This is a genomic window from Pirellulales bacterium, from assembly GCA_019694435.1.
Lineage (GTDB): Bacteria > Planctomycetota > Planctomycetia > Pirellulales > JAEUIK01 > JAIBBZ01.
This window is the reverse complement of sequence record JAIBBZ010000011.1, coordinates 39,511-60,741: the sequence shown is the minus strand read 5'-3', so window position 1 is coordinate 60,741 and position 21,231 is coordinate 39,511. Positions and strand designations below refer to the sequence as shown.

The window sequence follows — 21,231 nt, the reverse complement described above, 5'->3', positions numbered from 1 at the left end:
CGACGCGCTGCGGAGTGACACGCACTTGATCGAGCAAGCAATTTTTACGTCGCGCCAGACGGCCCACGCGGCCGGCTATCACCTCGTTGCGCGCAGCCGCGGTTTGTCCGACGCCGACGCCAAGGCGCTGGCCACGTGGTGTCCGTCGCACGACGCGCTCGACAGCCAGGCCACGGACGCCGAGTGCTTCAATTTCCACGGGCTGCCCAGCGGCAACTGGTGCTTGTCGCGCAGCGTGGCCGCCGGAAGCGAGTACAGCGCTCGCGGGGGCTCGGCCATCTACACGCAATGCCTGATCCTGGACGACGACCTCTTGGCGCGCTTCGCGCGGCAGCCCTTGGTGCTGGCCAGGGCCCTGCTCGCCCAGGGCATATGGACAGTGTTGCCCGACCCACCGGCCGAACTGCCGGCCCTGAGCCTGGCGGGCAAGGCCGCCGCGATCGACACCGACCTCGTGGCCGACGTCGTGAGCGGCTTGGGCCACGACCTGCTGGCCGCCACGGTCGAAGTGCTGTCGCAGGGCGGCCACCTGGCACTGGTGCTGCCCGAGCGGCCCCAGCGTTTTCTCGCGGCGGCCGTCGCATGCTTGCCGCTCGAGGCGCGGCTGCGTTGCACGTTTACGACTGGGCTGAGGTACTCCTCGCGCAGACCGTTCCTGGTGCATTGCTGGTCGACTCGGAGCGAGGAGTTGCGACATGCCCGGCGCGAGCGCTGGACGGTGCTCTCTGCGAACGAAGCTGGCGTCGCGCCCCGTTCCACCTGGGGGCAACTCGTGCACCATTGCCTGGCGCGCCGCGATTGGGAGACCTTGATTGGCGCCATCGGCCAATCGGCCAAGTCGGTCGCAGCCGGCGCGGGTCAGCAGCCCAAGGCGCCGGCTGCGGGCGCGAGCGCCCACCGTGCGGTTCGCACGGGGCGCCGCGACAAGTCGCATGCGACCTCGCCGGCTGCAGTCGTTGCCGCGGTGAGCGAGCTGGCCGCGCGGGACGATCTGTACAGCGATCCTTCGCAACAACTGGCCGTCCATTGTCCACGGGCACTCCAGGCGCTCGAACAGCTCGACGACGTGGTCTTCGAGGCCATCGCCGGCAAGCAGGCCGCTTTGGCCGCGCTCAAGCAACTTTGGCCCACCGTGCTCGAACGGCTGGGTCCCAACCTGATCGAAGAGTCGAAGGCGCAATACCTGCGGCACGCGCTGGCCGTTTGGGAGCACTTCAACGCAGGCGACGATCGCTCGACTCCTGAGCGCGGACTGGCGGCGCTCGAAGTGATCGAAGTGCTGCTAGGCGACGCGGCACCGAACCCGTCGGCTGGTCCGCGCTAATCGCTGGTCCGTGGCTGGCTTGGATTCGCGTCCGGCCAAGTCACGCGATAGATCTGTGCCCGGCCCCAATCGGGGTTCACTCCCAGCTTTCCGGGGCCCAGCCAGACGAAATACAGTTGGCCGACGTTTGGAAAGCGGCGGAAATGCACCCCTTCGCGGTTTTCCCAACGCGTGTCGCGCACGTCGTGAACCAGTTGCAATCGGGCCCCCTGCTGCTCGAGTTCTTGCCGCACCTGGGTCAGGCGATAGTCCATGTATCCGTCCCAGATCGGCCGCCAGACGACCCACCGCGCGCCCTGAGTGCTGAACACATACTCCGGCAGGTTGTGACGGCGTGCGGCGCCCACGCAGTCGTACTGAGGAAGCACCTTATAGGCCTGCTTCAACCCGGTATGGAAATACAGCGGCTCCCATTCGTAATTGGTGATCAGCAGATCGTCCCGCTTCGCATGGCCGCGCAGGTAGGCCGACAGGCTGGTCACGACGCCCGCGTTGCGCGACCAGTATTCGGGCAGGAAGGCCGGCACCTCGGTGCGAAACAGTCGTGACGTGATCGTGCCGGGCAGGTGGAACTGGTATTCGATGGCCGTCCGTGGCTTGAGCACCAGCCAGGGGAGCGCGTCGTCGAACCAGTGCGTCAGCGTGCAGATGGCCACGAGGACGACCTCGATCCAGACCGCCCCGCGCGACACCTCGGCAATCAGCGTGGCCGTCACGAGCGCCCCCAACGGGAGCCAGGCACACGCATATCGCAGCCCCAGGTCCCACATGTGATACCAGCTCTGCGTGGCGACGGTGACGGCCATAATCGCGGCCAGGGCCACGAGGATAATCGCCAGCCTGGTTCGCACGGCGCGATCGCCGCGCCAGAGCACCCAAGGCAGCAGCGCCAGCCAGAGCAGCCAGGGAAGCAGATCGCTGATCTCAACGAAAAACTGCCAAAGGCGATAGCCTACGACCTCGAACCGCTGCGGAAATGCCGAGTTTTGTTGCAGACCTACGACGCTCAACGTGAGCCAAGGCACGGTACACAGCACGATCACCGGAAACGTCCAGACGCACCCGACCGCGTATTTTCGTAGCTCGGGAACCGCAACAGCCAGGCAGCCGACCGCGCCCAGCAGCGCCAAGGCCGGCAGCGGATGACAGTGGAACAACACGATGGCGGTGACGGCGAACGCCACGCGCCCCCAGCGTTTGTCCAGGTCGAGAGCCAGGTACAACATCAGGCAACTCAACATCATGTTGAGCGAATAGTGGCGCGCCTGGCGGGTATAGATCAGAAACTGCACGCTCAGCAGCAGGAGCACGACCGCCAGGCAAGCCGTGCGGCGATTCATGCCCAGCCGGCGGCCCAGCCAATAGAGCAGCGGCGCCGTAGCGATGCCCGCCAAAGCAAACGGCAACCGCGCCGCGAAACTCGTATCGCCCAACAGACCGATCGAAGCGGCCGCCAGGTAGAACGGCACCCATGGATGCACCACTTGGATCAACTGCTCGTTGAGACGTTTGCCGCCGTCCGAGTCGGTAAACGTCCGGCCGTCCCAGGCCTTCGGCACGCCGTTGACCAGAATGCTCTGGGCAAATACGGCGGTGTCACCCTCGTCGGCCCACAGGCAAGTGCCGCCCAGATTCGGCAGGATCAAAAGGGCCGCCAACAGCGTCAGCCCCAACTCGGCGCCGTGCTGCCGCAGCCAAGACCGGGCGCCCGCTGGTGCAACGGACCGATCCGCCGGCGAATGGGATTGAGGCGCACGCGGAGAACTGGAACGCTTGCGTTGCATGCGCACCCTACCGCGCGGCGATGACCAATTCGCGGAAATGCCGGAACAAGTAGTGGCTGTCGTGCGGGCCGGCCGATGCCTCGGGGTGATACTGTACGCTGAACGCCGGGTATTGTCGGTGGCGCACGCCCTCGACCGTCTGGTCGTTCAAATTCCGGTGCGTGACTTCCAGCTCGTCGGGCAACGACGACTCGTCAACCGCAAAGCCGTGGTTCTGGCAGGTGATCTCGACGCAGCCCGTCTGCTGATTCATCACCGGCTGATTGGCGCCGCGATGTCCAAATTTCAGCTTGAAGGTCTTTGCACCGCAGGCTAGCGACAACAATTGATGCCCCAGGCAGATACCGAAGATCGGTTGCTTGCCCATGATGCCGCGAATGGTCTGGATCGCATATTCGAGCGGCTCCGGATCGCCGGGACCATTCGACAGGAACACCCCGTCGGGCTCCAGCCGCAGCACGTCTTCGGCCGTGGCCTTGCCAGGTAGCACCGTGACGCGAAATCCCTGATCGACCAGGTGCCGCGCAATGTTCCACTTCATCCCATAGTCGAGAGCTACGACGTGCGGCCGATCGCCGGCCCCTGCCTCGACGCTCGGGGCACCGTCGAGATGCGTCCAAGTGCTGAGCGGCTCGGACCACTCGCGGGCCTGCGCTGGAATCACTTCCTGCACGAGGTCGCGCCCCACCAGGCCGGGACTGCGCTGCGCCTTGGCCACCAGCCGGCCTTCGTCCAGGTCGGTGCTCGACAGCACGCCTTTCAGCGCACCGCGCATGCGCAGGCGACGGACCAAGGCACGGGTATCGATGCCCGCCAAACCTGGAACTCCGTATTGCGCCAGGTAATCGTGCAAATCGCCGTCGGCGCGGAAATTACTTTTGCGGCGGCTGTACTCGCGTACAATGAACCCGGCCAGATGCGGCTTCGAACTCTCGACGTCTTCGTGATTGACGCCGTAGTTGCCGATCTCCGGGTAGGTCATCGTGACGATCTGACCCCGGTAGCTCGGATCGGTCAAAATCTCCTGGTACCCCGTCATCGAGGTGTTGAAGCACACCTCGCCGTCGACCTCGCCTTGGGCACCGAAAGAAATGCCCCGAAAGATCGTGCCGTCTTCCAGGGCGAGTTTGGCGGGGATGCTCATCGCTGCGCTGGTTCCTCGCTGAGTTGGACTTGTTGGTTTGTGTCGCCGGCAGCGCAATCGCTGCAGGCCGCATAACCCCTGCCGGCCTGTCGCCTGCGTGCCACCGCCGGCCTCCCTGCAAACACGCTCGGCGTCCGCGGATCACGCCGTACTCAAGTCGGCGGCCACGTTTGCCCGATACCCCAGTTACGGCTGTGGGTCTCCGGGCCGAGCAAACCTTGGTTTGCAAAGTTCGGACAGCCTCTTTGAGAGGGTTCTTGTACCGGCGAACAAGAGCCCTCTTTTTTATTGCGCGGGCGCGCAACCGCAGACGGGCTCAAGTCTATCCGCGCGGGCGCACGTTGACCAGCAGGCACGACGCGGTGTGCAAGCGATTCAGTGCGCCGCCGACAATTCGGCGTGCAGCGGGAAATGCACGTCTTCCTCGACGTCGGCCGGCCGGTGCTGAAGCTCGCAGACGCCTTCCCCGCGTCGTAGCAGGGCAATCAGGCTCACCCCCGTGCGGTAGCCGCCTTGACGCCGCTGCAGGGCCCGAAGCAACACGTTGCCTTCTCCGGCGAACCAGCGGGTCAGCACCGCATTGATCGGTGCCGGGGGCATGCGAAAGTCGGTGCCCGCTTCGCCTTGTACACTGCCGCGGCGGCGGTTCCGTTCGCGTACCCAGCGCACGACGGGGTACAGCCGGCTGTTGAAGTACGAGACCAGCAGCGGTTCGACAGGCAGCCCTGCCCAAACGCGCTCGAATCGCCACTGCTCGTAACGTCGAAAATGCCCGAAACTCTCGTCGTGCGGCGACCAGAGCCACATATCGGCCGGCACCGTGACCAGCAGATGCGTACCCGGCCTCACCGCCGCCAGCAATCGCGACATTAGCTCGAAATCGTCCGGCACGTGCTCCAGTACGTCGTTGAGCATCACCAGGCTGGCCTGCTCGATCGCCTCGGGCACATCATCCGGGGCAAATCCATGGACGAAATCGATCCAGGGAAACCTCCGTGCCGCGAGATGCACGGCATCGGCCGAGGTATCGACCCCCACGCAACGGTACCCATCGGACAAGGCGGCTAGATTGGCCCCGGTGCCGCAACCAACGTCGAGCACCAGATGGCCCTGGTGCGGGGGGACCACCTGCTCGATGAGACTGCGGACGATTTGCCGCCGGGCAACAAACCACCAATGGCGTTGCTCGATCCGGGCATGGAGCTCAAATTGGTCGATCTGCATGGGCGGCCCGCCTGCGGGGGGCGCCCATTAAGTGCACTTATGTACACATCGCACATCGGGCGCCGCAAGCAAGCCTAGCTCACGGCCTTGCCGCCCTGCAGGACGCCCGAATCGCCCGAGCCAGGCACATCTGCCGCCCGATCCACCTCGCTGCCCAGGCAGCGGCCAATATGTCGGACTGCTTGCCGTAGCCGATTCTCGTTCTCGACCATGGCCAGTCGCAGAAAACCCTCTCCCGCCGGTCCGAATCCGCCCCCCGGCGCGACGGCTACGTCGCCTTCTTCGAGCAGCTTCATGGCGAAGTCGATCGAGTCCATCTGTTTGCGCCAGTATTCAGGGATCTGCGCCCAGACAAACATGCCGGCGCGCGGCGTCTCCATTTGCCAGCCCAAGCGGCGCAGCCCTTCGCAGAGCACGTCGCGGCGGCGCTGATAGATCTTCGATTGCGCCTCGACCTCGGCATCGGTATGGCGCAGGGCCACGATCGCGGCCACCTGAATCGGCAAGAACATGCCGTAATCGTAATAGCCCTTGATCGTCGACAGCGCGCGGACCATCTGCGAGTTACCGGCGCAATAGCCGACGCGCCAGCCGGCCATGTTGTAGCCCTTGCTCATCGTCGTGAACTCGACGCCCACGTCGAGCGCACCAGGCGCCGAGAGGAAGCTGGGGGCCTGATACGTGTCGAAGCACAAGTCGGCATAGGCCAGGTCGCTGATCACCATCAGCCCGTATTTTTTCGCCAGCTTCACGGCATCGGCGTAAAACTCCGGATCGACCGTGACGGCCGAAGGATTGTGCGGGTAGTTGAGGATCAGCAGTTTCGGCCGCGGATAGAGATGTTCGCAGGTGTAAGCCACGTTCGAGAGGTACTTCTCGCTATCGGCCACCTCGAGCTGAATCGCGTTCGCTCCGGCCAACGCCACGGCGTACATGTGCGCCGGATACGAAGGTGCCGGCACAATCGCCGTGTCGCCCGGCCCCAGCAGGGCCAGACACATGTGGCTGAAGCCTTCCTTCGAGCCCAGGCAGACGACGATTTCACTTTCGGGGTCGAGCCGTCGCCCCCAGCGCTTGAGATACTTGGCCGCCACCTCGCGACGCAGGTTCAGAATGCCCAGGCTTTGCGAATAGCCGTGGTTGCGCTCGTCGCGCGCTGCCTCGGCCAGTTTTTCGATCACGATCTGCGCGGGCGGATCCGAGGGATTGCCCATGCCCAGATCGATGACATCGGCTCCCGCGCGGCGTTTCTGGTACTTCAGCGCATTGATCCGCGCAAACAAATAGGGCGGCAATCGCTTCACCCGTTCCGAGACTTGGATCTCCAGGGGGCGGGAGTCGGCGGGCGTTCCGTTCGGGGCGCTGGGTTCGGTCATGGATGCCGTCAGGTTGCCGGAAGCTGCGATCGGTCGGTCAATGGATCCCCAAATCAAGAATACCCGCGCGCAGGGCCGCGGGCCAAGGATCGCGCAGGCCACAGGGTCTTACGGATTGCCGTTTTGGCCGGAACGCTCCTCCTCGAGCGAATCGAGCACCGCGTCGACCAAGGGTTGGGCGTCCTCCGCCACCTCATCGGCCACCTGGGCGACGCAGGAGCAGGCGACGCGGCCGACATTCAACACATAGACCGCGCAGACGCGATCTTGTTCGCTCCGGTCGCGAAATCGTAGCGTCACCACCTGCCCGGAACCGTGATCGGTGTCGGTATCCGCGGGAGATCCGACCTGCACGTCGCCCTGGGCGGCCTTGGCCGACGCCGCGCGCATGACGTCCACCAACTGGCTCAGCACGCGCCGCTGCGCTGTTTCGTCGTGTGCCGGGCCCAATTCCGCGATCGTCACCGTAAACCCCAACTCGTGGGTCAGCGTCAGCGTTGCCCCCGGCGGCTCGGCATCGAGCGACGCGACGAACCCGCGATCGTAGCTCAGTCGTAGCCGCCCCAACGACGCCCGTTGTGCGGGCGCCACGCGCACGGCCACCTCGTACTTGGTGCCGGGCGTCTTGCGGCTCGTGAGTGTCGTCCGGCGGTCGGCCTCGACTTGAAAAGTCTCGCCATTGATCGACACCTCAAACTGACGCGGAGGCAACACGCGCCCTGCCGCACAAACCCAGCCAGCACCGGTGACGGCAAGCACCACTGCCAAGCGTCGCAAGTACCGTTTCATCGTCTCGTCTCCTCACGCGGAATCGACAGCGGCAAGGATCGAACCTGCCGGTTGTGCATTTTTTGCCGGCAGGACAAATCCCCCGCCGGCGCCAGTGCCGCGGTGCCCGCAAGTTTCGGCCGGCCACCCACTGGCATGCCCCACGCCTACCTGCCAAGATAGCCGTTTGCTCCGGCCGGCACGCTTGGCTGCGCTGTCGGTGGTAAGAATGATGCAGGGGCGCCGCCGCTTGGGGCGGACAGGCGCCGTATCGCCGACGGGAGAAGCACCCCAGCAATGGGAAGAAGCGTTGCGGTCGTGATGGCTGCCGGCAAGGGCACCCGGATGAAGTCCGAGCTGCCCAAGGTGCTGATCCCTGTCGCGGGCCGGCCCATGGTCGATTTCTGTCTCGACGCCCTGGTCGCCGGCGGGGTCGAGCAGATCGCCGTCGTCGTGGGCTATCGGGCGGAGCTGGTCCGCGAGACCCTCGCGGGACGCAGCGGCCTGTTGTTCTGCGAACAGCGCGAACAATTGGGCACCGGGCATGCCGTGATGATGTGCCGCGACTTTCTCGCGGCGCACCAGGGCCCCGTCCTCGTCGTCGCCGGCGACTCGCCTATGCTGCAGCCCGCCAGCGTGCGGGCCCTGCTCGACGAGTTCGAACGGACGCGCCCGGCGTGCCTGCTGGGCACCGCGCACAAGGAAAACCCCCAAGGCTTGGGCCGCATCCTCCGCGACGATGCAGGCCGCTTTGTCGGCATCGTCGAGGAGAAAGACGCCTCGCCCCAGCAGCGGCAAATCACCGAAGTCAACTTGAGCACCTACGTGTTCGACGCGGCCGAGCTGCTGCACGCGCTCGATCATATTCGAGCCGACAACGCTCAGCGCGAATACTATTTGACCGATTGTCCCGGCGTGCTGCTGCGCGAAGGCAAAGACGTGCGCGCGTTGCCGGTGCTACAGCCCATCGAGGCGCTGTCGATCAATACCCCCGATGAGTTGGCGGCGGTGGAGGCCGCCATGCGTACTTTGACGCATTAGCGGCCGCACCGGCAGTTGGCGGTTCACCTGCACCGCGCCCGCTGCCCGGATACGACTTTCGTTACGTCCGACGCCATGACGATAGGTTCGATTCCGCAGCGAATTCACCGCGGCCATGCCTTCGGGCTCCGGCACGAAACGGATCATGCTTTCGGTGGCAACGGCGCCATGAACGACTTGAAAATCTTTAGCGGTCGGGCAAACCCGGAGTTGTCTTCGCGGATTTGCGAGTACCTGGGCTTGCCGCTCGGCCATATCTCGATCGGCAACTTTCCCGACGGCGAGATCTCCTGCAAGATCGACGAGGACGTCCGCGGCCGCGACGTGTTTCTCGTGCAGCCGACCTGCCCGCCGGTCAATGAAAACCTGATGGAACTGTTGATCATGATCGACAGTTGCCGGCGGGCCAGCGCCGAGCGGATCACCGCCGTGATCCCCTACTACGGCTATGCCCGCCAGGACCGCAAGGACTCGGGCCGGGTACCGATCACCGCCAAGCTCGTCGCTGACGTCATCACCCGGGCCGGCGCCGACCGGGTGCTGACCATGGACCTGCACGCCGCGCAGATTCAAGGGTTTTTCGACGTCCCGGTCGACCACCTCTATGCCTCGCCGGTACTCAATGAGTATTTCCAGGCGATGGGCTTCAAGACCGACGACATCGTGATCGTCAGCCCGGACGAAGGCAGCATCAAGCGCGCCCTGGGGCACGTGAAGCGGCTCGGCGGCCGGTTGGCGATCGTCGACAAGCGACGCACGAGCGCCGAAGAAGTCCGCCACGAGAACATCATCGGCGGGCCGGTCGAAGGCAAAATCTGCCTGATGTTCGACGATATGATCAGCACGGCCGGCTCGATCTGCGGCGCGGCACAAGTGCTGCACGAAGCCCGGGCCCGGGAAATCCACGTGGCCGCCACGCACGGCGTGCTGTGTGGTCCGGCGGTGCAACGGCTCGAGTCGGCACCGATCCAAAGCGTGGTGATCACCGACAGCATTCCGCTCAAGCCGCACCAGTTGCTGCCCAAGATCAAGGTCCGCACCGTCGCGCCGTTGTTGGGCGAGGCCATCAAGCGGATTCATCGCAACGAGTCGGTCAGCCGGCTGTTCGGCTGATCGACTTGGTTGATCGACCAGGAACCGGTTGCGTGTGCCGGGCCGTACGGGCAGCGAACCCCCGCGCGACTCGGACTGTCCACGGTGGCATGCGTCGCGCACATCATTTCGTGGGCCTCTTGTCGGTCGTGGCATTTCTTGCCACGGGTCTGTACCTGCGATTCGGCCTGGGTGGCATCGATTCGCAGCCCGACGTCGTTCGCCTGCTGCTGCGTTCAGATCACGTCTATCTGCTCCTCGTCGGCTTGATCAATGTCACCTTGGGGTTGTATCTGCAGCCCGCTTCGGGCCGTCGGGGCATGTGGCAAAAGGTGGGCAGCGCGGCCTTGCTGGCCGCCCCGTTGCTGCTGTTGACGGCCTTTTGTCTTGAACCCTGGTCGTGCGGCCTCGGGCGACGCCCCTGGACGGCGCCGGCCATGATCGTCACGTTCGCGGGCGTGATCCTGCATTGGTCTTCGCAGCGCCGTCAGGGTTGCGAAGTGGAGACAACACCATAGGCCTTCGGCTGAACATCTAGACCTGAGTTTGCTGTCTGGCTTTGAAAACGGCTCCAGGAAGGTAACGATTTGATCATCGCTTGCAGCTCGGCTGCTACGACCTCGTGGCCCCGGCGATTTAGATGCCCGTTCACGGCGAAGAAATAGGGCTCTTTGGCGTTGCCGGGGCCCAACCGCGGTGTCAAGTCGACCCAAACAAATCCAAGTTCCTTGGCCGAGTCGCGGACCGAGACCTGCATTAGGTTTGGTTGCGCGTTTGCGTCCCACGGATGAGGCAAATAGGTCACGGCAAGGTCGGCGCCTTCGAGCAGCGATCCTTGAACAAATCGACGAAAGATCTGTCGGAAGCAGAACGCGCGTTCTTCGTCGGGGATGTCTCGCTCTGGAAGTGCGTCGCGTTTGGCAGTAAGCGTAGCCAGACGCCGCTCGACCCACGAAATCGCAGCACTCGACTCCACGGCTCGCGCAAACAGGCTATGCGCGGGGGGACGGATGACCAACTCACCGCCTTCCCTCCGCAAGCACGGCTTGGCATGGGCCATTTTCGGGTGATAGCCGAGAAAAGACTCCAGATCGTCGTTCCAGTAGAGACAGACGACAACGAGATCGGGATCGTAATTGAGGCCCTCGCGCTCAAGCAACAGGTACTCTTGCGCCAGATCAAAGCCGGGCACGCCGAAGTTCAGTGCCTCTAGACTCGGAAGACGCTGTTCAAGAATCTCCGAATAGCGTAAACCGTAATCGACGCCCCCCGTCGCAAATAGAAACGAGTCGCCCAACAGCAGGATGCGATAGACTCCTCGCGGCTTTTCGGTCGAGAACTCGCCATCGCGCCATCCCGCTGAATTGATAGCTATGTCGTAGGGCTCGGTTTCGCTGTCAACGTGTCGGCGAGCTTGAGGAATCAACCGCCAGCCAAGCTGCGGGTCGAGTTGCACCACCGTCAAGGCATTGATCCACCTTGCATACAGACGAAGGCCCGCTTCCAGCACCAAGAAGGCGGATATCAGGGTGACCATGCTCAAAAGCAGCCGCGAGCGAATCCTGCGCATGAGTCGACCGCCATCCGAACTGTCTAGAGGTTAAACTTGCCTTCACATACGCGATTCTAGCGCATGGCCGCGAACTCGATCTACTCGGTTGGCTGAGAGGTCGACCGCAACGAATCGACGTCGCACGCGGGCATCTTGGGGGTTGGCAATTCCCCCCGGCTTAAGGTGAGCCGCCGGATGGCTGCTTCTGCCAGCAGAAGCAGCGGCCCGATTCTACCCCTGGTCCAGCTCGACGGGCCTGCAGTCGCTTCACCACCGGGCGATGTACACTCAAGCGATCGAGCACGACGACGATCAGACTGATTTACTCGCGACGCGGCGCGTAGGGAACCGCACAGCCTCGCCAGTACGGCTGTTGTAATCATGTACGCGAAAGGCCTGCTTCACGCGCCGACGGCACGACAGCATAATTCGAGTGCCGGAATTGCCACTGGCGGTCCCGCCGTACTTTCAACCGGTGTTCTATCCGCTCTCGGCGCTGAGGGTCTTGGAGTTTCCGGCCGGCTTGCCGCATGTGCAGATCGTTTCAACCGACCAGGAGACCGATGCCGACGTCGCGGCGGCCACGACACTGGTGATCTCCTCGAACTTGCCCGCGGCGGCGGAATGGACGCTGCGGTGGCGCACGGTTTTGCCCGAGTTGCGGGCCCTGGCATGGCTGTCGGAGTTTGGTCAGTCCGTGCAGCACACGTTCCCGTTGCCGCCGTTCAACCAATCGCATCCCGAGCGAGAGCATCCCGACCTGGGGCTGGAGCTGCCTATCGACCAATGCCTGCGGATTGCCTTCGACCAGCCGCCAGCAGGCGTCAGATTTGTCCCGCGCGAATCGATCACGGCTGCCGAAGCCGCCGAGTTCGCCGCACTGCTCAAACAACAAGACCCTCCCGACGCCCACGACTGGGAGCGCTTTTACACGCAACTCGCCCAGGTTCAGCAGGCCAACCAGGTCGAGCAAGCCAGCCAGTAGGAGATCGGCGAGAAACTAGTCAGAATAGACAGATGCGCCCGTAGCTCAATCGGATAGAGCAGCGGACTTCTAATCCGCAGGTTGCAGGTTCGATTCCTGCCGGGCGTGCTTGGCAACCCCTTCAACCTGCGGGCATTCTCAAGTGCGATCTCCCGACCGCAGGTTCATCCCGCCGCGGTCGCTGCGCTAGGTCCGCCGCAGACATAGCGGCACGTTCGGCCTAGGGGTGGCGAAGTGCGGATTTCTCTGAGAATTCCGTTGCGCAGGAACAGGTCAACTCCCTGCCCAAATGCTGGGCAAACCCATACTTTCCGGGTACCGACCGAATTCCTTGAACAATTCTTAAGGACAAAGCACGACTTGGCTTTGCCATCCTCCGCCGCGCGTCCGAATGGGGCGGTGCTGGCATGTGGCACGGTCATTGCCTGCGCTGGCGAAGACGCTCCGCCGGGCGAGTCCCATCCTTCCCTCGCAGCGTGCAGAGGTGGCGGCGCGTGCACTCGTGCAAAAGGCGATATCACCGTGAGATCCTTCTGTGCAGGCTTGCTGCGATGCAGCGTTCTACTGGGAGCCCTCGTTTACTTACCGGCGCTCGTGCGGGCACAGGAGGCCGCCCCCCCGGCGGAAGCTGCTGCGCCGGTCGAAGCGCCGCCCGCAGAGACCGCGCCCGAGGAAGCGGCCGAAGCTGCAAAAACATGGGACGCGATGTCGGTCGATGAGAAACTCGCGGCGTTGAAGGATGCGTCGCTCAAGACCGACGACGCCGGCACCGTCACTTCGACCGTCTATGCCGACGCCGATACTCTCTGGACGTGTATCGCGGCGTTCCTCGTGTTCTTCATGCAGGCTGGTTTCGCCACGGTCGAAGCAGGCTTCACGCGTGCGAAGAACACCTGCAACATCCTGATGAAGAACCTGCTGGATTTCTGCCTGGGCAGCGTCGCTTTCTGGATCGTCGGCTTCGGCCTGATGTTCGGCGCGACGTATCACAATCTGGTCGGCACCAACAACTTCTTCTTCGATCCCGAAGTTGCCTCGCCGGACAAGGTCTCGTTTGGCTGGGCGTTCCTGATCTTCCAAACGGTGTTTTGTGCCACGGCCGCGACGATCGTCAGCGGCGCCATGGCCGAACGCACGAAGTTCTCCAGCTACTTGATCTACACCGTCTTCATCACCGCGATCGTGTACCCGGTCTTCGGCTCGTGGGCGTGGGGCAACCTGTGGCAGGGCGGAGGATGGCTGGCTGAACGCGGCTTCCACGATTTCGCCGGCTCGACCGTGGTGCATTCGATCGGCGGCTGGGCCGCACTAGCCGGTGCGCTCGTCGTCGGTCCTCGGATCGGCAAGTTCGTCAATGGCAAAGCCATGCCGATTCCCGGTCACAGTATTCCGCTGGGCGCGATTGGCGTGTTCATCCTCTGGCTGGGGTGGTTCGGCTTCAATCCGGGCAGCACCACGGCCGTCGGGAACGGAAACTTCGCCTTCATCGCCGTCACGACGAATATCGCCGCCGCCGGAGGCGCCATTGGCGCCATGCTCGCGTCGTGGATCGCCTTCAAAAAGCCTGACGTCTCGTTCACGCTCAACGGAACGCTCGCGGGCCTCGTGGCCATCACTGCGGGCTGCGACATCATCCCGGTGCCCTACGCGCTCTTGACCGGCTTCCTCGCGGGCGTGTTGGTTGTCGGCGCGTGCGTGTTCTTCGACAAGATTCGCATCGATGATCCCGTGGGTGCCATCTCCGTTCACGGGGTCTGCGGTTGCTTCGGCACGATCTGCGTCGGACTGTTTGCCAAGGAGATTGGGCTGGTACACGGCGGAGGCGTCGACCTGCTCGTCACCCAATTGATCGGCTGTGGTGCCGCGTTCGTCTGGTCGTTCAGCGTCAGCGGTGCCATCTTCCTGCTGATCAAGGCCACGCTTGGATTGCGCGTCAGCGATCTGGAGCAGATCGAAGGCCTCGACCTGCACGAACACGGGATGTCGGCCTATCCGCCAGGCTGGATCGCCAACTCGGAAACCACTTCAGTGAGCCCCGTAACCGGTGGTTCGATGTTCGCCCCTGGTGCCGCAGTCGCTCCTGCCGGCGGTCAGGCCATGGCCACCTAAAGCTTGCGGGCACGGACCGATGCCACCCAGGTAACGGGCCGTGCACTCCTTACGCCCAGAAGGATGCCCTCGGGCTTGGATTGTCGTACCGCCTGCGGCTAATCCAAGTCCCGAGGGCATTTTTATTCCTCTGCCACTCGGGAAGAGCGCAAGCGCGCACCCGGCACCAACCGCACTACGCGATGTTGGCGACGATGCCCGGGACCGCAGCACGCCGCCGCCCATGGAGCAGTACGGCGCTGGTCACCGGCTGCGGATCGGGCGCACTCACGGAGCCCAACGGCTGCAGTGCTTCGGGCAAGGCCGCGACGTCTTCGCCGCGCCCGGTGTGCAAGAGGCGCAAAAACACGCTGAACTGGCGTATGCGCTGGCGAATTGACAGCCCCCAGAAGAGCCGCCATACCCGCCGCGGCGTCGCGAAGTAGAACCGCAGAAAAGCGGCGCGTTGAATCTTGGCCAGGTTCACGCCGTAGGCCGCGGCATACCAACTGTGTGACGAGCCGTATTCCTGCGTGTGCTGGTCCTCGAGGGCATCGGGCGCAATTTGCTTGGCAAGCTCAAAGATCGGCGTGCCTGGCTGCGGGCAGACTTTGAAGAAAATGGCCTGCGACAGTTGAGACCGGCAGGCAAAATCGATCGTGGCGTCGATCTCTTCCCGCGTTTCCGTGGGAAACCCGATCATGAAAAACCCGCGCACCATCACGCCACGCTCGGCCATCCAGCCGATCGCTTGCATCGTCCGTTCCGGGTGCAGGCGTTTCTTGATGAGCTCTTGCAAGCGCGGCGTGACCGTTTCGACAGCTACGCACGCAGCATAAGTCCCGGCCTCGACCAACGCCTCGACGCCCTCTTCATCGAGAATGTCGAACCGCAGGCCATTCGGGAAGCACAGGTGCAAATCCAGCGGAACCAACTCGCGGCACACGGCTTTCATCCGCGCCGAATTCATGTTGAAGATGTCGTCGACGATGGCCAACTCGTCGACGCCGTATTTTTCACGCAGCAACCGGGCCTCGGCGGCGACGTTTTCCGGCGATCGCCACCGGAAACGCTTGCCAAAAATGTCATGGCAATAAGTGCACAGGAAGGGACAGCCGCGCGATGTGAACACCGGGGCGTAACGCTTGCCTCTGAGCATGTGATTGATCGGCGTTTCGCGCGCATACGCCGCGAAATCGACCAGATCCCACGCTGGAAACGGCAGGGTGTCGAGATCCTCGACAACGCCAACCATCGGTTTCCCGACGGCCGCCGCCTCGGCGTTGTTACAATAGCCCTCGGCCATGCGCCACGTCAGGCCGACGACGTCGTCCAAGCTGCCGTCACCTCGAAACCTGCGCTCGATCGCCAGCGGAAACGACAGGTCGGCTTCGCCGTCGAAGATCCAATCAAACAGGTTCAACGCGCAGATGCGATTCGCATTCGAGTGCGCGAAAGGTCCGCCGAGGGCCAGAATCGCCTGGGGACAGGCCCGGCGAATTTCCAGGGCCGATCGGCAGCATTCCTCGGCGTCCCAATTCAACGCCGAGAAGCCTACGACGTCGGGCTGGAAATCCTCGGCCAGTGCGGCCGCTGTGTCCCAACGCGCCCGGGACAATCCACGATCGACGACGCGAATTTTAACGTCGTCGCCGAATTGCCGCCGCAATGAGGCGGCCAGGTAGAGTAGCCCCAAAGGAGGGGAAACAATGTCGGAAGTCGTCGGACGGTAGCACTTAACCAACAAGACACGGATCGGCGCACGATCAAGCATCGATCGAGCCCCCAATTGCCGAAGCCAATGTTGTTCGGCGGGGGCATCAATTTCGACGCGGCGCTGCGAGCTTCACTGGCGGTGAATCTCGCAGACGGTCGACTGGCAACCAGTCAATCAATCCGAGCGCGCACGTCAACGACTCGCTCCCGAACCAACGGGCGCGAGGAATTGAATTCCCCACCTTTAATCGTTTGCGGTAGCAAGCCTCCCCTACGTCCTTCACGCCGGCCGAGGCGCGTTGGAACAAGGCCTTGCTCACCCAAACGTGGGGAATACTACCCGATCGCTGGCATTAACTACAAGAAAAATCCGGCAAGACCGCAGATTTTTTCCCGACACCGCTAAACGGCTAGCCCTATCTTCGCGGCGAAATCAGGGTCGCCCCGGCTAGGTGACCGTCATCGCCGAACGGTCGAAGATCGCGGTGAGCCCCACCACCGGGTCGATCGAGTTGGATTGCGTTAGCGATGGATGAATGTGAGGAGCGCGGTCACTCTGGGTGGTGCTTCCCCTCTTTCGGACCGTGTCGGCTACTGTCGCCATCGCCAGGCCCGCCCGGAGTCGGGAAGATTGCCGCCTTCCAGGCCCGAATTGTCTTCGGGACCCTCCTAATTTGACGGCGTTGGAGGGTCCAATCAGAATTGCTGCTGGTCCCAATTTTCGGGGATTTTTCGTAGGTACGGGACCAAGATCGATTTTTTTCGCTGCATCGAGGTACGGCACATGGGGCTTCGGCCAGATCCGCATCGACGTCGCAACCGCCGCTTCGGTGGCCCGCGTCTTGAACGACTTGAAACCCGGTGGATGTTTTTCATCCCCTATCCCGACATCCTCAACGCCTCGGCCCAGCAGAAGACGCTCGACTACCTGGCGGTCCGCGACCAGACGAAGCTGAGCTTTGAACTCTACGATCTGGCCTCGCAATACGCGGCCTTCGCAACGGCCCACCCCACCGCGGAAAGATCCGCCTTCCAGACCAGCACGCCCGAGGTACCCCTCTATGGAGGCTATGTCAGCGTTTCGGCGATCGCCTCGGGTAACTCCAATCAACTGTTACAGGACCTGACGAACGCCGGGTTGATCAACGGCGCGGCCTTTGGCCAGGTCGTCGGCGGGCAGTTGCCGGTCGATGCCCTGGCGTCGATCGCCGACCTGGCATCGATGCGTACGGTACGGATGTCGCATGCCCGCACCAGCGTTGGCGCAGTCACTTCGCAGGCCGACGTGGCCATGCAGGTCGACCAAGCCCGAGCCCTGTTCGGCGTCGATGGTACGGGCATCGACGTGGGTGTGCTGTCCGACACCTACAACGCCCTGGGCGGCGCGGCGTCCGGCGTAGCCACGGGCGACTTGCCCGCCGGCGTGCAGGTGCTCCAGGACCTGGCGTCCGGTTCGGATGAAGGCCGCGCGATGTTGGAACTGGTCCACGATCTCGCGCCCGGCGCGGGGTTGTTGTTTCACACGGCGTTCATCTCTGAAGCAAATTTTGCCCAGGGCATTCTCGATCTCGCGGCCGCCGGTGCCGACGTGATCGTAGACGACGTCGGCTATGCGACCGAGCCGTTTTTTCAGGACGGGATCGTAGCGCAGGCCGTCGACCAGGTGGCCGCCCAAGGCGTGCCGTACTTCTCGTCGGCCGGCAATAGCGCTCGCGACTCGTACGAAAGCGATTTCCGCAATTCGGGCCAGACTATCAATCTCGGCGGCCAGGACGTCGGGCTCGCGCACGATTTCGATCCCGGTCCGGGCGTCGACACGATGCAGCAGTTTACCGTGCCCATCGGCAGCTTCGCGGTCTTCGCTTTCCAATGGGATTCACCGTTCGCTTCGGCGGGTACGGTCGGCGGCGCGACGAACAACGTCGATTTCTTCATTATGGACGCCGCCGGGACGACCATCCTTGCCTCGGGTGTCAACCAGAACATCGGCAACGATGCCTTCGAGTTCGTCGTCTTCGTCAACGACACGGACGCGAGCTCGTTCAACATCATCATCACCAGCAACGGCGGGCCCGTGCCCGGCCATTTGAAGTACCTGCTCTGGAACGGCAATCCGGTCATCAACGAGTACTTCACCAACAGCAGCACGCTGTTTGGGCACCCGAACGCCGCAGGCGCGGCCGGCGTGGGCGCCGCCTGGTATGTCGACACGCCTGCATTCGGCACCTCACCGCCGGAGCTCGAGTCGTTTTCTTCGGCCGGTGGCACGCCGATCTTCTTTACGCCGACGGGCGATCCGATCAACGAGGTGCGCAACAAGCCCGACTTCACGGCCGTCGACGGGACCGATACGACCTTTTTCGGTTTCGACGCCGACTTCAACGGTTTTCCGAACTTTTTCGGCACTTCGGCCGCTGCGCCACACGCTGCGGCCCTGGCCGCGTTGGTCCGGCAGTTTGCGCCAAACGCCACGCCGCAAGAGATCTACGCCGGCTTCCGCGCCACGGCCATCGACATGGGCACCCCGGGCTTCGATTTCGACACGGGAGCCGGTTTGCTCGATGCGGTGGCCGCGTTGACGCTGCTCGATCCTAACGAGCCGCCGGTGGCCAATCCTGACAACGCCTTCCTGCTCGAAGACACGACGATTGTCATCAACGTCGTGGCCAACGACACCGACACCAACGGCAACCTGCTCCCGCAGTCGGTCGTGATCACCGTGCAGCCGCAATTCGGCACCGCGGTCGTCGATCCGGCGACGGGTCGAGTGAGCTACACACCCAGCCCGAATTACTCGGGAGCCGATTCGTTCCAATACGTTGTGTCCGACAAGCGCGGCGCGGTCTCGAATGCCGCGAACGTGAGCATTCAGGTCTACGGCGTGAACGATCCGCCGTTTGCCCTCGACGACGTCGCGATTACGCCGGTCAATGCACCGGTGGCCATCAATGTCCGCGCCAACGACACCGACCCAGACAATCCGATCGCCACGGCGCAGGTGATCATCGTGGCCGGCGCCAAGCACGGCTCGGTACAGATCGTCGCCGGCAACATCGTCTACACGCCCGACCCGAACTATGTCGGCGGCGAAGCGATCCAGTACCGGCTGCGCGACACGAACAACAACCTTTCGAACATCGCCACGGCGCGCGTGCGCGTCGGCAATGCCGTTTCGATCCAAGGCAGCGTGTTCCACGACGCCAACGGCGACGGCGTCCGCAACCCGGGCGAGCCGGGCATTCCGAATGTCGCGGTGACGGTGCACAACGCCGATGTAGCCTTGGATCAGACGCTGCTCACGGACGACAACGGCAACTACGCCCTGAGCGAGCCGGGCGACCTGTCGGTCTTGATGCCGGCCGGCGTGTACTCGATCGTGGAAACGCAGCCCGCGGCCTGGGTCGACGGACTCGACGCCTTGGGCGTGCTGGTCGGCGCGCCGGACCCCGGCTTCCCGAAGTTTTCACCGACCAACGACCGGTTCGACATCTACGTGCCCGCCGGAGTTGCGGCGAACAATTTCACGTTTGGCGAGCGGGGCATTCGCGTCGAATTCCTCACCGCCTACCAGACCGATCGCTTCTTCCTGGCCACGGATGCCTTCGGCGTCATGCAATTGAACGGTGGCGGCGGCTTCCAGAATCTCAACACGGCCGCGGGCGACGTTTGGTATTCGTTCGACGGTGGCGTAGGCGGCACGTTGAACGCCGTCGCCACGTCGAACCCCGCCTTGGGGGGCGCGACCATCTCGGTCTACAACGCCGCTCTGCAGCGGCTGGCCACCTCGAACACTCCTGGCCGCGCGGCGGTCAGCTACCAAGGGCAGCCAGGCCAGGCCGTGCTGGTGCGCGTCGAAGGATCGAATCCCGATGTCGACGTGCAATTGACGACCACACCCGTCGTCCTGCCGACGCCGAAATCGCTCGACGCGATCGGCGTATTCAATCCGCAGACGGCCACGTTCTTCCTGCGCGACACCGCGACGCCGGGTTGGCCCGATATCGCGCCGTTCAACTATGGCCAGCCGGGCTGGGTTGCCATCTCCGGCGACTGGGACGGCGACGGCAGCGAGACCGTGGGCCTGTACCACTCGGCCACGGCGACGTTCTACCTGCGCAACGCCAACGAGCGCGGCGTGGCCGACGTGCCGGCATTCAACTACGGTGCGTCGGGCTGGGTGCCTTTGGCCGGCGACTGGGACGGCGACGGAATCGACACCGTCGGCGTCTACGACCCGACCACCGCGAGCTTCTATCTACGCAATTCGAACGACAGTGGCTTGACCGACGTCGCGGCGTTCCGCTTTGGTGCCCCGGGTTTTGTTCCGGTCGTGGGCGACTGGAACAACGATCAGGTCGATACGATCGGCGTCTACGATCCGCGGACGGCCGTGTTTTATATCCGCAATTCGAACGATGCCGGCGGCCTCGACACGCCAGCGTTCGCCTTCGGTGCCCCGGGGTGGATGCCCGTCTCGGGCGATTTCAACGGCGACGGCTTCGACACCATCGGCGTGTTCAACCCGAATACGGCCCAGTTCTACCTGCGCAATGCGAACACCTGGGGTGGCAGCGACGTGCCCGTCTTTGCCTATGGCGCCCCGGGCTGGCAGCCCGTGATCGGCCATTGGCAGGCGGTGGTCGAGGCCGGCGGCAACTCGCTCGACACCAAGGTGGTCAAGGCCGAATGGGCCCCGACGCTGACCGCGGCCGAAGTGCCGGCGATCATCAGCGAGGCCGTGGCCCGATGGGCGGCCGCCGGGATCAGCCCCACCGTGGCGTCGAAGTTCGGCAACGTCTCGTTACAGATCGCCGACCTGCCGGGCACGCAACTGGCGCGCACCGTCGGCGACCGCATCTACATCGACCTCAACGCGGCGGGCCACGGTTGGTTCGTCGATTCGACGCCGGGTGCCGACGAAGAATTCCTCGCGACGGCCGCCGGGCTTGCGGCCAACTCGCCCTGGGCCAGCGGCAAGCTCGACTTGCTCTCGGTGCTGGCCCACGAGTTGGGTCACGTTGCCGGGCTCGACGACCTGGGCCCCCTGGCCGACGACATCATGGCCGACCGCATCCTGCCCGGAGTCCGCCGGCTGCCGACTGTGGGCGCCGTCGAACGAATCTTCGCCCGGCGATAG

Annotated in this window: 14 protein-coding genes and 1 tRNA gene; 8 read left to right on the top strand and 7 right to left on the bottom strand. The window is 63.8% G+C overall.

What is annotated here, in order from left to right; translation table 11 throughout:
- Positions 1-25 precede the first annotated feature (25 nt).
- Entirely contained in the window at positions 26-1,324 is a 1,299-nt protein-coding gene (locus tag K1X74_10695; protein ID MBX7166802.1) for a hypothetical protein, read from the top strand.
- Here K1X74_10695 and K1X74_10690 read toward each other — a convergent pair.
- The 5 genes from K1X74_10690 to K1X74_10670 form a co-directional block, all read right to left on the bottom strand.
- Positions 1,321-2,982: a glycosyltransferase family 39 protein gene (locus tag K1X74_10690; protein MBX7166801.1), complete on the bottom strand. Its 1,662-nt coding sequence runs from the start codon at positions 2,980-2,982 to the stop codon at positions 1,321-1,323. The genes K1X74_10695 and K1X74_10690 overlap by 4 nt on opposite strands.
- A 133-nt stretch (positions 2,983-3,115) precedes the next feature.
- Positions 3,116-4,252: a glutamine-hydrolyzing carbamoyl-phosphate synthase small subunit gene (gene carA, locus K1X74_10685; GenBank protein ID MBX7166800.1), complete on the bottom strand. Its 1,137-nt coding sequence runs from the start codon at positions 4,250-4,252 to the stop codon at positions 3,116-3,118.
- Positions 4,253-4,627: 375 nt separating this feature from the next.
- On the bottom strand, positions 4,628-5,476 hold the full coding sequence (locus K1X74_10680) for a class I SAM-dependent methyltransferase (GenBank protein MBX7166799.1): 849 nt from the start codon (positions 5,474-5,476) through the stop codon (positions 4,628-4,630).
- 74 nt (positions 5,477-5,550) lie between these two features.
- A complete protein-coding gene (locus K1X74_10675; GenBank protein ID MBX7166798.1) occupies positions 5,551-6,852 on the bottom strand; it encodes an aminotransferase class I/II-fold pyridoxal phosphate-dependent enzyme in 1,302 nt (433 codons plus the stop codon).
- Positions 6,853-6,960: 108 nt separating this feature from the next.
- Complete coding sequence (locus K1X74_10670; GenBank protein MBX7166797.1) at positions 6,961-7,641, bottom strand: hypothetical protein; 681 nt, start codon at positions 7,639-7,641, stop codon at positions 6,961-6,963.
- 276 nt (positions 7,642-7,917) lie between these two features.
- Between K1X74_10670 and K1X74_10665 the strand changes: the two genes are divergently transcribed.
- From K1X74_10665 to K1X74_10655, 3 genes are all read left to right on the top strand, one after another.
- Positions 7,918-8,661 carry an NTP transferase domain-containing protein gene (locus tag K1X74_10665; GenBank protein MBX7166796.1) on the top strand — a complete coding sequence of 248 codons (744 nt, stop codon included), beginning with the start codon at positions 7,918-7,920 and terminating at the stop codon, positions 8,659-8,661.
- A 168-nt stretch (positions 8,662-8,829) separates the two neighbouring features.
- On the top strand, positions 8,830-9,774 hold the full coding sequence (locus K1X74_10660; protein MBX7166795.1) for a ribose-phosphate pyrophosphokinase: 945 nt from the start codon (positions 8,830-8,832) through the stop codon (positions 9,772-9,774).
- A gap of 89 nt (positions 9,775-9,863) precedes the next feature.
- Entirely contained in the window at positions 9,864-10,271 is a 408-nt protein-coding gene (locus K1X74_10655; protein ID MBX7166794.1) for a hypothetical protein, read from the top strand.
- Here the strand turns inward: K1X74_10655 and K1X74_10650 are convergent.
- Positions 10,241-11,323: an SGNH/GDSL hydrolase family protein gene (locus tag K1X74_10650; protein MBX7166793.1), complete on the bottom strand. Its 1,083-nt coding sequence runs from the start codon at positions 11,321-11,323 to the stop codon at positions 10,241-10,243. The two genes, K1X74_10655 and K1X74_10650, sit on opposite strands and share 31 nt — an antisense overlap.
- Positions 11,324-11,747: 424 nt before the next feature.
- Here K1X74_10650 and K1X74_10645 point away from each other — a divergent pair, with 424 nt between their 5' ends.
- From K1X74_10645 to K1X74_10635, 3 genes are all read left to right on the top strand, one after another.
- Positions 11,748-12,290: a hypothetical protein gene (locus K1X74_10645; protein MBX7166792.1), complete on the top strand. Its 543-nt coding sequence runs from the start codon at positions 11,748-11,750 to the stop codon at positions 12,288-12,290.
- 34 nt (positions 12,291-12,324) lie between these two features.
- Positions 12,325-12,398: transfer RNA gene (locus K1X74_10640), tRNA-Arg, on the top strand.
- Positions 12,399-12,854: 456 nt separating this feature from the next.
- On the top strand, positions 12,855-14,399 hold the full coding sequence (locus tag K1X74_10635) for an ammonium transporter (GenBank protein ID MBX7166791.1): 1,545 nt from the start codon (positions 12,855-12,857) through the stop codon (positions 14,397-14,399).
- Between the two features lie 175 nt (positions 14,400-14,574).
- Here the strand turns inward: K1X74_10635 and K1X74_10630 are convergent, their stop codons facing one another.
- On the bottom strand, positions 14,575-16,152 hold the full coding sequence (locus K1X74_10630) for a B12-binding domain-containing radical SAM protein (protein MBX7166790.1): 1,578 nt from the start codon (positions 16,150-16,152) through the stop codon (positions 14,575-14,577).
- A gap of 807 nt (positions 16,153-16,959) precedes the next feature.
- On the opposite strand from K1X74_10630, the gene K1X74_10625 reads away from it, so the two are divergent.
- Entirely contained in the window at positions 16,960-21,231 is a 4,272-nt protein-coding gene (locus tag K1X74_10625) for a tandem-95 repeat protein (protein ID MBX7166789.1), read from the top strand.

Excerpts from the sequence above, each read along its gene's own strand:
- carA (MBX7166800.1), bottom strand. The coding sequence starts at position 4,252 with ATGAGCATCCCCGCCAAACTCGCCCTGGAAGACGGCACGATCTTTCGG.
- K1X74_10680 (MBX7166799.1), bottom strand. The coding sequence starts at position 5,476 with ATGCAGATCGACCAATTTGAGCTCCATGCCCGGATCGAGCAACGCCAT.
- K1X74_10675 (MBX7166798.1), bottom strand. The coding sequence starts at position 6,852 with ATGACCGAACCCAGCGCCCCGAACGGAACGCCCGCCGACTCCCGCCCC.
- K1X74_10670 (MBX7166797.1), bottom strand. The coding sequence starts at position 7,641 with ATGAAACGGTACTTGCGACGCTTGGCAGTGGTGCTTGCCGTCACCGGT.
- K1X74_10665 (MBX7166796.1), top strand. The coding sequence starts at position 7,918 with ATGGGAAGAAGCGTTGCGGTCGTGATGGCTGCCGGCAAGGGCACCCGG.
- K1X74_10660 (MBX7166795.1), top strand. The coding sequence starts at position 8,830 with ATGAACGACTTGAAAATCTTTAGCGGTCGGGCAAACCCGGAGTTGTCT.
- K1X74_10655 (MBX7166794.1), top strand. The coding sequence starts at position 9,864 with ATGCGTCGCGCACATCATTTCGTGGGCCTCTTGTCGGTCGTGGCATTT.
- K1X74_10650 (MBX7166793.1), bottom strand. The coding sequence starts at position 11,323 with ATGCGCAGGATTCGCTCGCGGCTGCTTTTGAGCATGGTCACCCTGATA.
- K1X74_10630 (MBX7166790.1), bottom strand. The coding sequence starts at position 16,152 with ATGCTTGATCGTGCGCCGATCCGTGTCTTGTTGGTTAAGTGCTACCGT.
- K1X74_10625 (MBX7166789.1), top strand. The coding sequence starts at position 16,960 with ATGTTTTTCATCCCCTATCCCGACATCCTCAACGCCTCGGCCCAGCAG.